The 13022-nt window shown below is 63.3% G+C and carries 18 protein-coding genes and 1 pseudogene; 17 read left to right on the forward strand and 2 right to left on the reverse strand.

The window, feature by feature from the left end; genetic code table 11:
- The first annotated feature begins 47 nt into the window (after positions 1-47).
- From AC1RUR_RS24505 to AC1RUR_RS24570, 14 genes are all read left to right on the forward strand, one after another.
- Entirely contained in the window at positions 48-644 is a 597-nt protein-coding gene (locus AC1RUR_RS24505; protein WP_492848707.1) for a SoxW family protein, read from the forward strand.
- Between the two features lie 129 nt (positions 645-773).
- Positions 774-1217 (forward strand): sulfur oxidation c-type cytochrome SoxX, encoded by a 444-nt coding sequence (gene soxX / locus AC1RUR_RS24510; protein ID WP_492848709.1) that lies wholly within the window; start codon positions 774-776, stop codon positions 1215-1217.
- A 19-nt stretch (positions 1218-1236) separates the two neighbouring features.
- On the forward strand, positions 1237-1689 hold the full coding sequence (gene soxY, locus AC1RUR_RS24515; protein ID WP_492848711.1) for a thiosulfate oxidation carrier protein SoxY: 453 nt from the start codon (positions 1237-1239) through the stop codon (positions 1687-1689).
- Positions 1690-1707: 18 nt separating this feature from the next.
- The gene (gene soxZ, locus AC1RUR_RS24520) at positions 1708-2034 is read left to right on the forward strand and encodes a thiosulfate oxidation carrier complex protein SoxZ (RefSeq protein ID WP_492848713.1); all 327 of its coding nucleotides are present in this window, start codon (positions 1708-1710) and stop codon (positions 2032-2034) included.
- 28 nt (positions 2035-2062) lie between these two features.
- A complete protein-coding gene (gene soxA / locus AC1RUR_RS24525; protein WP_492848715.1) occupies positions 2063-2884 on the forward strand; it encodes a sulfur oxidation c-type cytochrome SoxA in 822 nt (273 codons plus the stop codon).
- Positions 2885-2911: 27 nt separating this feature from the next.
- On the forward strand, positions 2912-4603 hold the full coding sequence (gene soxB, locus AC1RUR_RS24530; protein WP_492848717.1) for a thiosulfohydrolase SoxB: 1692 nt from the start codon (positions 2912-2914) through the stop codon (positions 4601-4603).
- A 6-nt stretch (positions 4604-4609) separates the two neighbouring features.
- A complete protein-coding gene (gene soxC / locus AC1RUR_RS24535; RefSeq protein ID WP_492848719.1) occupies positions 4610-5881 on the forward strand; it encodes a sulfite dehydrogenase in 1272 nt (423 codons plus the stop codon).
- A complete protein-coding gene (locus tag AC1RUR_RS24540) occupies positions 5820-6569 on the forward strand; it encodes a c-type cytochrome (protein ID WP_492848721.1) in 750 nt (249 codons plus the stop codon). Before soxC ends, AC1RUR_RS24540 begins: the two co-directional genes overlap by 62 nt.
- A gap of 26 nt (positions 6570-6595) precedes the next feature.
- A complete protein-coding gene (locus AC1RUR_RS24545) occupies positions 6596-7030 on the forward strand; it encodes a DsrE family protein (protein ID WP_492849032.1) in 435 nt (144 codons plus the stop codon).
- Positions 7031-7044: 14 nt separating this feature from the next.
- Positions 7045-7950: an alpha/beta hydrolase gene (locus tag AC1RUR_RS24550; protein WP_492848723.1), complete on the forward strand. Its 906-nt coding sequence runs from the start codon at positions 7045-7047 to the stop codon at positions 7948-7950.
- Positions 7951-7958: 8 nt separating this feature from the next.
- On the forward strand, positions 7959-8402 hold the full coding sequence (locus tag AC1RUR_RS24555) for a DsrE family protein (RefSeq protein WP_492848725.1): 444 nt from the start codon (positions 7959-7961) through the stop codon (positions 8400-8402).
- 106 nt (positions 8403-8508) lie between these two features.
- A complete protein-coding gene (locus tag AC1RUR_RS24560; protein ID WP_492848727.1) occupies positions 8509-9597 on the forward strand; it encodes a YeeE/YedE family protein in 1089 nt (362 codons plus the stop codon).
- Positions 9598-9703: 106 nt separating this feature from the next.
- Positions 9704-10255, forward strand: coding sequence for a YeeE/YedE thiosulfate transporter family protein (locus AC1RUR_RS24565; protein ID WP_492848729.1), 552 nt, complete (start codon positions 9704-9706; stop codon positions 10253-10255).
- A 10-nt stretch (positions 10256-10265) separates the two neighbouring features.
- Positions 10266-10817: a YeeE/YedE thiosulfate transporter family protein gene (locus AC1RUR_RS24570; RefSeq protein WP_492848731.1), complete on the forward strand. Its 552-nt coding sequence runs from the start codon at positions 10266-10268 to the stop codon at positions 10815-10817.
- 37 nt (positions 10818-10854) lie between these two features.
- On the opposite strand, the gene AC1RUR_RS24575 is transcribed toward AC1RUR_RS24570, so the two are convergent.
- A complete protein-coding gene (locus AC1RUR_RS24575; protein ID WP_492848733.1) occupies positions 10855-11067 on the reverse strand; it encodes a hypothetical protein in 213 nt (70 codons plus the stop codon).
- Positions 11068-11700: 633 nt separating this feature from the next.
- Between AC1RUR_RS24575 and AC1RUR_RS24580 the strand changes: the two genes are divergently transcribed.
- Entirely contained in the window at positions 11701-11886 is a 186-nt protein-coding gene (locus AC1RUR_RS24580) for an ATP-binding protein (RefSeq protein WP_492849034.1), read from the forward strand.
- Between the two features lie 42 nt (positions 11887-11928).
- Here AC1RUR_RS24580 and AC1RUR_RS24585 read toward each other — a convergent pair.
- Positions 11929-12222: pseudogene (locus AC1RUR_RS24585) on the reverse strand (MBL fold metallo-hydrolase); the annotation flags it as partial.
- Between the two features lie 121 nt (positions 12223-12343).
- Between AC1RUR_RS24585 and AC1RUR_RS24590 the strand changes: the two are divergent.
- Complete coding sequence (locus AC1RUR_RS24590; RefSeq protein WP_492848735.1) at positions 12344-12676, forward strand: ArsR/SmtB family transcription factor; 333 nt, start codon at positions 12344-12346, stop codon at positions 12674-12676.
- A 17-nt stretch (positions 12677-12693) separates the two neighbouring features.
- Complete coding sequence (locus AC1RUR_RS24595) at positions 12694-13020, forward strand: rhodanese-like domain-containing protein (protein ID WP_492848737.1); 327 nt, start codon at positions 12694-12696, stop codon at positions 13018-13020.
- Positions 13021-13022: the final 2 nt, after the last annotated feature.

The raw sequence follows: 13022 nt of genomic DNA on the forward strand, positions 1-13022 counted from the left end.
AGTATTTGAATATCATGATAGAAATGATCGATGCGCAAGCTCCTCAAATGCATGCTTCCCCGCTTTCGCCGCGGCGGCTGACGCGCCGCGGCTTTCTCGCCGTTGCGTCCGGGGCCGCCATTGCCGCCAGTCGCGGCGAGGCGCGAGCTGAGCCGGCGCTCGGCGATGATGGCCTCTATCATGAGCCCTGGTTCCTGCAGAGCTTTCTGGACCTGCGCGAGGACCTCGAAAGCGCCGCGTCGGGCGGCAAGCGCCTTGCGGTCATGTGGGAGCTGCGCGGCTGTCCCTATTGCCGCGAGACGCATCTGGTGAATTTCGCCGACGCCGCGATCACGGACTACATCCGAGGCAATTTTGAAGTGCTGCAGCTCAATCTGATCGGCTCCCGCAAAGTTAGGGATTTCGACGGCCAGGAATTGTCGGAAAAGGATATCGCCCAGAAGTACGGGATCCGGTTCACTCCGACCTTCCAGTTCTTTCCGCCGTCATCCGGCGGCATCGAGGCAAAAGCGCCGATGGCACGGGAGGTTGCGCGGGCGCCCGGCTATCTCAAGCCGCAGCATTTTTTGGCGATGTTCCGCTTCGTGCGGGAGCGCGCCTACGAGCGCGGCTCGTTCAAGGACTTTCTCGCCGTTAACGGCTAGGTCGCGGCGTCTTGCGAATTTGTCTTGACGCCCCCGTTCATATGAACATATTATAATAATTGAATTTGATGGCCTGTGGGTCCATCACAAAACGAGGCGGGCGTCACCTCGCCATCAAGGGTAGGAAACATGCGGCGCTCGCTCGCGGCTGCGTTTGCACTGTGTTTTTCGGCCGGAAGCGCCTGCGCGCAGGAGCCGATCAAGCTCGATGTCGTCGATGACGCCCTGCCCAAATCGTTGACCGGTACACTGGGCAATGCCGATGCCGGCAAGAAGGTGTTCTTGACGCGCACGCTCGGCAATTGCCTGGCCTGCCACCAGGTTACCAGCTTGAAGTCCGAGGAATTTCACGGCGAGTTCGGCCCGTCGCTCGACGGCGTCGCCGGTCGCTATACCGAGGCGCAGCTTCGCCTCATCGTGGCCGATCCCAAGCGCATCTTCACCGATACGGTCATGCCGGCGTTCTTCAAGAACGACGGCTTGAGCCGGGTGCGCCCGGAGTTCGTCGGCAAGTCAATTCTGACGGCCACTCAGGTCGAGGACGTGGTCGCCTATCTCAAGACGCTGAACTGACGGCGAGGAGGATCAAGGAATGAAAGCCATCAATCGACGGCAGGCATTCGCGCTCGGGGGCGGCTTCGTCATGCTGACCCTGATGCCGATGGCGGCCGATGCCGAAGTGAGCAACGACGCCGCCAAGTGGATCGAGAAGTTCACCGGCGGCAAGCAGCCGATCAAGGGCAAGATCGCGCTCGACCTGCCGGAGATCGCGGAGAATGGCAACACCGTGCCGCTCTCGCTCACGGTCGAGAGCCCGATGACGGCGGAATCCTACGTCAAGGAAGTCATGCTTCTCGCCGACGGCAATCCGAACGCCGGCGTTGCGACGCTGATGTTCACGCCGCTCTCGGGCAAGGCGGAAGCCTCGGTCCGGATCCGGCTCGCAGCCACGCAGAACGTGGTTGCGATCGCGAAGATGAGCGACGGTTCGCTGTTCACGGAGCAGAAGACCGTCAAGGTCACGATCGGCGGCTGCGGCGGCTAAAGCTAAAGGAGACGGACGATGGCAGAGAAACCGCGCCTCAAGCTTCCCAAGGAAGCGGCCAAGGGCGAAATCATCCAGATCAAATCCCTGGTCTCGCACGTCATGGAATCGGGCCAGCGCAAAGATGCGCAGGGCAAGCCGATTCCGCGCAAGATCATCAACAAGTTCACCTGCGAGTTCAACGGCAAGCCGGTCTTCAGCTGCGCGCTAGAACCCGCGATCTCGGCCAACCCCTACATCCAGTTCAATGCAAGGGTGGACGAGGCCGGGACGTTCAAGTTCGCCTGGACCGATGACGACGGCTCGGTGATTACGGCCGAAGAGAAGGTCGCGCTCAAGGCGTAGTGCTGTAGAGCTTCGAGGGAGAGGGCGGATGCTGTCGCGATATATTGGACTCGCCGTCGTGATCGCCGCGGCCGCATCGGCGGCGACGTGTGCCTCCGCGCAGGAGGCGGAACGCAAGGGCATCCCCGCGCCCCCCGGACACGTCTTCAAGACCATCATCTCCGGCTATCAGTTCCGCAGCAAGGAAACGCGAGCGCTGCAGGACGACGACCTGGAGAACCCCGGCTTCCTCGCGGTGGAGCGCGCCGCCGACGTCTGGAAAAGGGTCGAGGGCAACGAAGGCAAGTCCTGCATGAGCTGCCATGGCGAGGCCGAGACGAGCATGAAGGGCGTCGGCGCGGCGATGCCGAAATGGGACGACAAGCTGAAGAAGCCGGTCAATCTCGAGCAGCGCGTCAACATCTGCCGCACCGAGCACATGAAGGCAGAGCCCTGGAAATTCAAATCCAGGGAGCTGACCGACATGACCACTTTCGTGCGCTACCAATCGCACGGCATACCGGTGGCGGTGAAGACCGACGGTCCGATGTCGCCGTGGTTCGAGCGCGGCAAGCAGACCTACTACACGCGCTATGGACAGCTCGATCTCGCCTGCGCCTCCTGCCACGAGCGCAACAACGGCAAGTTCATGCGCGCCGATTTTCTGAGCCAGGGCCAAACCAACGGCTTTCCGACCTATCGGCTGCGCGATCAGCGTGTTGTGCCGCTTCATGAGCGCTTCGAGGGCTGCATGTTCGACGTGCGCGCCGAACCGTTCAAGCCGTTGTCCGACGACTTCCTCGCACTCGAACTCTTCGTTGCCTGGCGCGGCATCGGCTTGCCCGTCGAGACGCCGTCGGTCCGTAACTGAAACGACGAGCATGCAGGAGCATTGCGCATGATCTCGCGCCGCGAATTTATCCAGGTGGCTGCGGCAACGGCGGCGCTCTCGGCCGGCGTGGGCCCCGGCCTGACCCGGGCGGTCGCCCAGCAGCGTCTGACCGAGAAGGAATTGCTGGCCTTCGAGCCCGTCGGCAACGTCACGCTGGTGCATGTGACCGACATCCACGGCCAGCTGATGCCGCTCTATTTCCGCGAGCCATCGACCAATCTCGGGGTTGGCGAGGCGAAGGGGCTGCCGCCGCACGTCACCGGCAAGGAGTTTCTCGCGCGCTTCGGCATCCCGCCCGGCTCGTCGGCGGCCTACGCCCTGACCTCGGAGGGTTTCGAGGCACTCGCCAGGAGCTATGGCCGGATCGGTGGCCTCGATCGCGCCGCGACGGTGATCAAGGCGATCCGCGCCGAGCGCGGCGACAAGGTCGCGCTGCTCGATGGCGGCGACACCTGGCAGGGCTCATGGTCGTCGCTCAAGACGCGCGGCCAGGACATGATCGACTGCATGGCCTTGCTCAAGCCCGATGCCATGACCGGCCATTGGGAGTTCACCTATGGCACCGAGCGCGTCAAGCAGGCGATCGACGGGCTCGGCTTCCCCTTTCTCGGCCTCAACATCCGCGACACCGAGTGGAACGAGGCGGCCTTCGATGCCTCGACCATGATTGAGCGCGGCGGCGTCAAGATCGCGGTACTGGGCCAGGCGTTTCCGTATACGCCGGTCGCCAATCCGCGCTGGATGATCCCGAACTGGTCCTTCGGCGTGCGCGAGGAAGATGTCCAGGCGCAGGTCGACAAGGCGCGCAAGGGCGGCGCGCAACTCGTCGTGCTGCTGTCGCATAACGGCTTCGACGTCGACCGCAAGCTCGCGAGCCGCGTCAAGGGCATCGACGTCATCCTGACCGGACATACCCATGACGCGCTGCCCGAAGCCGTCAAGGTCGGCAAGACCCTGCTGATCGCGTCGGGCTCGTCCGGCAAGTTCGTATCGCGGCTCGATCTCGACGTTCGCGACGGTGAGGTCAAGGCGTTCCGTTACAAGCTCATTCCGCTGTTCTCCGATGTGATCACGGCGGACGCCGAGATGGCGGCGAAAATCGCCGAGGTCCGCAAGCCCTTCGCGTCCGATCTGGTCAAGGTGCTCGGCAAGACCGACTCGCTGCTCTACCGGCGTGGCAATTTCAACGGCACCTTCGACGATTTGATCTGTCAGGCCTTGCTGCAGGAGCGCGACGCCGAGATCGCACTGTCGCCCGGCTTCCGCTGGGGCACGAGTGTGCTGCCGGGGCAAGACATCACCTTCGAGGACGTCACCAACGCAACCGCGATCACCTATCCCGCGGTCTACCGCATGGGCATGACCGGCGCGCGGTTGAAGGAGATCATCGAGGACGTCGCCGACAATCTCTTCAACATCGATCCCTACTACCAGCAGGGCGGCGACATGGTGCGGATCGGCGGACTGTCTTACGCGATCGACGTCACGAAGCCGCAAGGCAGCCGCATCTCCAACATGCGGGTTCTCAAGACCGGCACGCCGATCGATCCCGCCAGGGAATACCAGGTTGCCGGCTGGGCCAGCGTCAACGAAGGAACCGAAGGACCGCCGATCTGGGACGTCGTCGCGAACTACCTGACGCGACAGAAAACCGTTCGGCTCGAGCCCAACAGGGCCGTCAAAGTTACCGGAGCGTAAGAAGCGATGTCGAAGATGGACAGTCCCCGGCAATCCCGACGCAGTTTCCTGGCCGCTGGTGCCGGCGTTGCGGCGTCGCTGCTCGCCAAGCCCGCCGCGGCCGGAGCCGGCAATCCTGCGAACCAGCCGCCCAACGTCCCTGAATGGACGAAGTCGCTCGGCGAGGGCGTCGCCGTCCGCCCCTATGGCAAGCCGTCGAAGTTCGAGAAGGACGTCGTGCGGCGCGACGTCGAATGGCTGACCGCCTCGCGCGAGTCCTCGGTGAGCTTCACGCCGCTGCATGAGCTCGAAGGCATCATTACGCCGAACGGACTCTGTTTCGAGCGGCATCACGGCGGCATCGCCGAGATCGATCCGGCCGATCACCGCCTGATGCTCCATGGGCTGGTCGAGCGTCCGCTCATCCTCACTCTGGAAGAGCTGAAGCGCTATCCGCGCGTCAACCGCATCCACTTCATGGAATGCGCGGCGAATTCGGGCATGGAATGGCGCGGAGCCCAGCTCAATGGCTGCCAGTTCACGCACGGCATGATCCATTGCGTACAGTATACCGGGGTGTCGCTGCGCACGCTGCTCGAGGAGGCCGGCGTCAAGACCAGCGGCAAATGGCTCCTGGTCGAAGGTGCCGATGCCGCCGCCATGGATCGCAGCCTGCCGATCGAGAAGGCGCTCGACGACTGCATCATCGCCTACAAGATGAATGGCGAGGCGCTCTATCCCGAGCAGGGCTATCCGATGCGGTTGGTCGTGCCGGGCTGGCAGGGCAATCTCTGGGTCAAGTGGCTGCGCCGGATCAAGATCGGCGATCAGCCCTGGCACACCCGCGAGGAAACTTCGAAGTACACCGACCTTATGCCGAACGGCAAGGCTCGCCGCTTCACCTGGTCGATGGACGCCAAGTCGGTTATCACGAATCCGAGTCCGCAAGCGCCGATCAGGCACGGCAAGGGTTTTACCATCGTTTCGGGCCTGGCCTGGAGCGGCAACGGCAAGGTCAAGCGCGTCGACGTCTCGCTCGATGGCGGCCGCAACTGGTCGCCGGCGCGAATCGACGGGCCGGTCCTCGACAAGGCGCTGACGCGCTTCTACTACGAGTTCGACTGGAACGGCGAGCCGTTGCTGCTGCAATCGCGCGTGCAGGACGAAACCGGCTACGTGCAGCCGAGCAAGGCCGAGTTGCGCAAGATTCGCGGCGTCAACTCCATCTATCACAACAATGGCATCCAGACCTGGCATGTGCTGGCCAATGGTGAGGTCGAAAATGTCGAAGTCGCTTAAGCTCGTTGCAGCAGCGCTGCTGGCTGCCGCGATCGCCACGACCGCGCTGGCGCAAGGCAAGATGGAAGGCAGGCCGGAAGCTAAACTTGGCCTGCGCTACAAGATCGGACGGGCGCCGACCGCTGACGAAATCCGCGGCTGGGACATCGATGTGCGGCCGGACGGCCAGGGTCTGCCCGAAGGCAAGGGCACGGTCGCGCAGGGCGAGAAGCTCTTCATGGACAATTGCGCGGCCTGCCATGGCGAATTCGGCGAAGGCAACGGCCGCTGGCCGGTGCTGGCCGGCGGCAAGGGCTCGCTCACCAGCGACAACCCGGTCAAGACGGTCGGATCCTACTGGCCGTATACATCGACCGTGTTCGACTATGTCCGCCATGCCATGCCCTATGGCAACGCGGAGTCGTTCTCGGTCAACGAATATTATGCGCTGGTCGCCTACGTCCTCTATCTCAACGACGTCATCACCGACCAGGATTTCGAGCTGAACAACAAGAATCTCGCCTCGATCAAGATGCCGAACGAGCAGGGTTTTGTGATGGACGACCGCGCGAATACCGAGAAATCCTTTTGGCAGAAGGATCCCTGCATGAAGGACTGCATTGCGCCGGTGAAGATCACGGCGCGTGCCGCCGCGATCGACGTGACGCCGGAGGATTCCAAGAGCGGGAAGTCCCGGGGCGTCGAGTGAACCCGGGCAGGGCGAGCCGCAGCACCCTGCTTCGCGCGGTGGTGGCCACCGGCTTGCTCATCGCGACATGTGCGGCTCCGGCGTCGGCAGCGGAGCCGCATCGGCTCGCGCTCCAGATCAGCGACGATGAGCCCTCCAAGATGCGTGCCGTGCTCGATGTGGCCGCGAACGTCTCGCGCCATTATTCCGGGCAGGGCGAGGACGTCGAGATCGTCGTGGTCGCCTTCAATGGCGGCCTCGACATGCTGCTCGAGGATCGCTCCGCGGTGCGAGAGCGGCTGACGAATTTCTTGAAGTCGATGCCCAATGTGAGCTTCGTCGCTTGCGGCAATACACTGGAAACACTTGCGGTCAAGGAAGGCAAGCGGCCGCCGCTGATGCAGGGCGTCAGCATCGCCCAGGTCGGGGTTGCGACCCTGATGGAGCTTGCGCAGAGGAACTGGACGATCGTTCGTCCATGAGGGGATTTTCGCCGATGCGATGGTCGATGGGACTGGCGCTGGTGCTGTCGTTGACGGGAACGGTCAGCGCCGCCGAGCAGGAACTCGAACTGTCGATCGGCGGCCGCACGGCCCTCGCGACGTTGCGGACGCCGGCATCGATGCAGCCAGACACCCCGCTCGTCGTGATGACCCACGGCACCCTGGCGCACAAGGACATGGATGCGATCAAGACGCTGGCACAGGCGCTCGCCGAGCGCGGCATCGCCTCGCTCGCGCATACGCTGTCGCTGGGACAGGATCGTCGCAAGGGTATGTACGACTGCGCGGCGCGGCACGATTACGTCACGGATGATGCCGTTGCTGAGATCGGCGCTTGGGTTCGGCGCGCACAGGGCATTTCACGGCGGGTTTACGCTGTCGGCCATTCGCGTGGCGGCAACCAGGTGGCGCGCTATCTGGCGGCAGGTTGGAACCCGCCGCTCGAAGGCGCGGTGCTGCTCGCGCCGGTGACCGCCGGGGCCGAGGCGACCTTGCGGGCCTCCTATGCCGCGAACTACGCCAAGCCGCTTGAGCCGTTGCTGGACAAGGCAATGAAGGCCGTCGCGGCAGGTCGCGGCGGCGAATGGATGGATGCGGCCGGCTTCATCTATTGCCGCAACGCGGTGGTCACGGCGCGCACCTTTGCTTCCTTTTACGGTGCCGATCCGGGCGAGGATACCGTGGGGCTCGTCGCGCAACTCAAGATACCCGTGCTCGTGCTCGCGGCGAGCAAGGATTCGGTCGTGCCCGACGTGGCCTCGTCCTTTGCGACGCTCGCGGGATCGAGCAACGGTCGCGTGCAGCTCGTCACGATCGAGGACGCCGACCATTTCTTCCGCGACCTGTTCGCGGAAGACGCGGCCGATCGTATCATCGAATTCATCAAGCTGACACGATAGGAGGAGACATGCGGCGTCGATCCATGCTTCGCGCGAGCCTTGCCGGGTTACTCGGTGCATTCGGGGTAGGAGAGGCGGTCGCGGCGACCGAGGCGCCGGCGCGGCAGCGCGTCGTGTATCACCTCGCGGATGCCGACCGCGTCGTTTTCGCTCTCGGCAATCTGCAGAATCACGTCGACGGTGTCGGCGGACCGGGCAGGGCCGACATCAGGTTGGTCGTGCATGGACCGGCGCTGCGGGCCTTCCACGCGCTGGCCGCTCGGGATCATATCGTTGCGATGATGCAGAAACTCGCGGCAGCCGGCGTTGGCTTTGACGCTTGCGCCAATACGATGAAGGCGCAGGGCGTGAAGCTTGACGACCTCACCCCGGGATTTGCGGTGGCCGAGAAGGGCGGCGTGGTCCGGCTCGCAGAACTGCAACAGCAAGGATACGCCTATCTGCGGCCCTGAGCGCGGGCTAGGGAGCGCCGTGCATCTCCGCGGTGTTTGATCTGGCTCATGGGCCAGGCCCGCGAAATCGGTAGATTCGCGGGCTCTGAGGGAAGCTGAGGCGGTCGTGCTGACGTCAGCCATCGATCTGTTGGGCGAAGACCGGCTATCCTGGCTCGGTGGCCTTCTGGTGGGCGCCGTGTTCGGGTTTTTCGCCCAGCGCAGCCGCTTCTGCCTGCGTGCCGCCGCGGTCGAATTCTCCCGCGGCGAAGGCGGGCCGCGGCTCGCGGTCTGGCTGTTGACCTTTGCCGCTGCACTCGTCGGCACGCAGGCGCTTGTCGCTGTGGGCGTGCTCGACGTCTCCGAGGCGCGCCAACTCGCGCAGCAGGGCAGTGTCTCCGGAGCGCTGGCGGGTGGTGCGATGTTCGGTGTCGGAATGATCCTCGCGCGCGGCTGCGCCAGCCGGCTGCTCGTGCTCTCAGCCAATGGCAATCTGAGAGCGCTGTTGTCAGGTCTGGTGTTCGCAGTGACGGCACAGGCCTCCTATCGTGGCCTGTTGTCTCCCGCGCGCGAGTGGTTGACCAGTCTCTGGCTGGTGGATGGCGGGCGGTCGCGCGATGTCCTGGCCGTGTTCGGCGCCGGCACGTCCGAGAAGCTGGCCTTCGGAGGGTTGTGGCTGCTCATGGGGCTCGCCTTCGCCTTCCGCAGCCGGTTGTCGCGCCGCCTGATCCTGTCCGCGCTGGCGACCGGGGCGGCGGTCGTCGGCGGTTGGCTCTTCACCTATCAGCTGTCCCAGGCGTCGTTCGCGCCGGTGACGCTCAAGAGCCTGACCTTCAGCGGCCCGTCGGCCGAGTTGCTGATGCTGGTGCTGAACAGCTCGCAGCTTCGGCTTGGCTTCGACCTCGGCATCATTCCCGGCGTGTTTCTCGGCTCGTTCGTCGCTGCGCTGGCTTCGCGCGAGCTGCGGCTCGAGGGGTTCTCGGACGGGCTCGGCATGAGACGCTATCTGTTGGGCTCGGTGCTTATGGGATTCGGTGCGATGTTAGCGGGCGGCTGCGCGGTGGGCGCCGGGGTGACCGGTGCCTCGGTGTTCGCGCTCACCGCTTGGCTGGTGCTCGGCGGCATGTGGCTGGGAGCAGGGCTCACCGACCTGCTCGTCGACCGCGGCGGCATGCCGCAATCACAGCGGGCGGGTCCGGCAGCATCGGGCGCCTGACGCGCTTACTTTAGAATTTGCTAAATTGCAATTTTTGAATATGATGTTCCATATGGTCGATCGTTCCGGAAGGACGCGGCCGTCCTGCTCTGACGGGGAAACGCACATGACCAACATCACGGAAAGCTACGTTCGCGAAGCTCCGCACGCCGCGCGGGTCGACTGGTCGCCCTATCTCGTCGGCGCCGGGATCGGGCTCTTGAGCTGGATCGCCTTCGCGGTGTTCGGTGATCCGCTCGGCGTCACCACTGCCTATTCACGTATCGCCTCGTTATTCGCCTTACCGGCGATCGGGCCCGAGGCGGTGGCACAGAACGCCTATTGGAAGAGCATGCCGCTGAAGTGGGACTATGGCGTCTGGTTTCTCCTCGGCATTCCGTTCGGCGCGTTCATCTCGGCCGTGATGTCGGGAACGTGGCGGCTCGAGCTTATACCGGACGTCTGGAGGGAGCGGTTCGGGTCGTCGGTCACGAAACGATTTGTCGCCGCGTTTCTCGGCGGCGCCGTGATCATGTACGGAGCTCGGCTGGCCGGCGGCTGCACCAGCGGACATGGCATTTCCGGCGGTCTGCAGCTCGCAGTGTCAAGTTGGCTATTCCTGGCGGTGATGTTTGCGACAGGGCTCGGCATTTCCGCGCTCATGTTCCGCAAGAACTGAGGAGGATGCCATGACCGCGATAATGACGATCCTTGGCCCGCTGCTGATGGGCGCAGCCTTCGGTTTCCTGCTGCAGCGTGGCAAAGTCACGAGCTGCAACGTGATCGAGAACCAGTTTCGCTTGCGCGACTTTACCGTGCTGAAGGTGATGGGCACCGCGATCGTCGTCGGCGGCATTGGCGTGCTGCTGCTCGTCGATACCGGCAATACAAAATACTACGTGAAGGACGCCAACATGCTGGCGGTCGCGCTCGGCGCCGCCCTGTTCGGCGTTGGCATGGTGGTGTACGGCTACTGCCCGGGAACGGCGCTAGGTGCCATCGCTACGGGCAGCATCCATGCTTTGGTCGGTGCGTTCGGCATGATCGCAGGCGCCATCCTCTACGCGCTGAGTTTCGACTGGCTGAAGGCTCACGTGCTGAACGTCTGGACGCTGGGCAAGGTTCGTCTTCCGGATGTGACGGGCGTTCCTGATATCGCCTGGTTCGCTGTGCTTGCAGTCGGTGCCGGGCTGTTCTTCTGGTGGGTCGAGTCCACGGAAGCCCGGCAGATGCGGAGCTAGGCCGCCGCGCCTGCTGGTCCGTGACCATCCGACGTTCCTACGAAAGCATCGATGCGATGGTCTGGATATGGTCGGTGGCCGCGGTAACGAGTTCGGCATAGTTGGTGTGCCCTTGGGCCGCGGCCTTGAGAATGCATTCGGCGAGAAGCGCCTTGGTTGATATCGTCGCCAGATCAGAAGGTACTCTCGACATCGCCTCTTCGAGTGCCGTCCTCATCGTGCGCACGAGATCAAGATCGAATTGGGGCATTGCTACGGCTCCATTCATCGCGGTGTCCGGGTCGCAATCAAGCAACATCTCCGACAGAACTCTCGCTGAGCGAGCAGGAAGATCAACTCAAAAGCGTTTGACGTCCTGTGAAATCTTGGAAAGGTTGAGGGCTTCCACCGTGAGTTGGATCCGCTCCAGTCAGACTTAGGCGTATCAGTCAGACAACCTGACTTTACCAGGTTAGAACGAATCCGATCATCCCGGCGTAGTCGTTGCCAGCGCGGAGGAAATGATGACGACGACGCGAAACCGGGTACTTCTCCACTCCGCAGAGAGCGACAATTGCCGTATCAACCGAGAAATGCGGGCCAATGTCGCTTATTCCGCCGAATATCGCCAAGAGGCCCCGCACAGCTCTGCCCGTCACTCAGTAGAGAAGCCCGGGATGTCCTAATACTTCGCGAAGAGGCTAGACGTTCCTTTTCCGGAAGCCGACGACCGGACAATAGCCGCGCTCGAGGCCCGTGGGTTCGGCGTGCTTGCCAGGAACGTCGAATGCCCCCAGCTCGCGCTTCGCAGCCTGCATGAGAACGCCATGCAGCATACCCGCAAGAGACGTGTCGTCTGGATCGCCGGGAAGAACGCCATCGCGATCGAGGACGAGGGCCGGGGATTCCTGCGGACGCGCTCGACCAGATCGGCAAGCGTTTTTTCCGGGGAAGACCGAGGAGTCCGATCGGAAGCGGCCTGGGTCTTGCGACCGTCAAGCTGGTGCTTGCAAAAGTCGGGGCGGAACTCACCATAGCGAACCGCGAAGATCGCAGCGGAACCAGATCGGAGCTGACGTTCGATCTTTGAGCAACGATGGGTGCCGCCGCGTCCCGCGCGAACGTCTCGCGCCTAGACGCAGGTCTGTGCGCCTCCCTTCAGCGTCACCGGGATGGTGAGGTGGCGCACCCCGTTGGCTTCGGCCGGCGGAAATTTGCCGGCACGGATGTTGACCTGGATGGAGGGCAGCCGCCGCCGCGGGGCCGGCAATTTGGTGTCCCGCGCCTGACGCATGGCCACGAATTCGTCTTCCGACACCCCTTGCTTGACGTGGACGTTGTTCTCACGCTGCTCGCGCACCGTGGTCTCCCAGGCGAAGGTGTCACGACCGGGAGCCTTGTAGTCGTGACACATGAACAGTCTCGTCAAGGATCGGATGACCGGTTGTGACATTGTGAAACCTCCGGACGCTATCTTTCGGTCGGCTCCTGACATAGATATTAGATATCACTAAAAAAGTGATAGCTAAAGTAAGAGGTATTGGCCGATGGCCACCCTAACGTTCGATCCAGAAGCATTCGAGAAGCAGGCGGTCGAGGTGGCCGGGATCTTGCGGGCGCTCGCCAATGAACGCCGGTTGATGATCCTGTGCAGGCTCGTCGAATGCGGCGAGGCCAATGTGAGCTCCCTCGCGAGCGCCGTCGATCTGTCGCAATCGGCCCTCTCGCAGCACCTCGCAAGAATGCGCGAGGAGGGTCTCGTCACGTTCCGGCGGGAGAGCCAAACGCTCTGGTATCGCATTGCCGATCCGCGCATCGAGCAACTCTTCGCCACGCTGCACAGGCTGTTTTGCGCACCCGTCAAGACGAAACGCAGATAAGTAACAAGGAGGTAAGAATGTCTCTACCTGCAATCAAGCCGAAAGCGGCGCGCGATCTTCTCGACAGCGGCGCTATTCTCATCGACATCCGCGAGGCGGATGAACACGCCCGCGAGAAGATTCCCGGTGCGCGGCATCTGCCGTTGTCGAAGCTCGACGAAGTGAATTTCGCTGCGCACCAAGGCAAGGCGGTCATCTTTCACTGCAAGAGCGGCGCCCGCACCCAGGCCAACGCGGCTCGGCTCGCGGCGAAACTCGACCAAACCTGCGAGGCTTTCATAGTCGAAGGCGGGCTCGAGGCTTGGCGCAAGGCAGGTCTGCCGGTCGCGACCGACCGGCGTTAACT

This window comes from Bradyrhizobium sp. GW821-FHT12B03, assembly GCF_058807535.1.